Genomic DNA, 259 nt, shown 5'->3' on the forward strand with positions numbered 1-259 from the left:
ACCCTAGCGAGATAGCCGCAATGTGCCAGTTTCTGTCATCCACTGGCGCTCGGATGGTATCGGGTCAGGTCATCGCTGTCGATGGCAACACAGAAACATACCACATGTAGCCACCGCTACCTCGATCAGATGCGCGATAAACAGCCTGGTGTGTTCCGGCGTGCAAATTTGCCCCTCCACTTGGCGGGGCAATCGGCATCCAATTTTGGCTCTGACGCAGATTTGATGCATCGCTTTCATGTCGCACCGATCAGCCGGG

This window comes from Ensifer sp. SSB1 (genome assembly GCF_016652895.1).
Taxonomy (GTDB): domain Bacteria; phylum Pseudomonadota; class Alphaproteobacteria; order Rhizobiales; family Rhizobiaceae; genus Ensifer.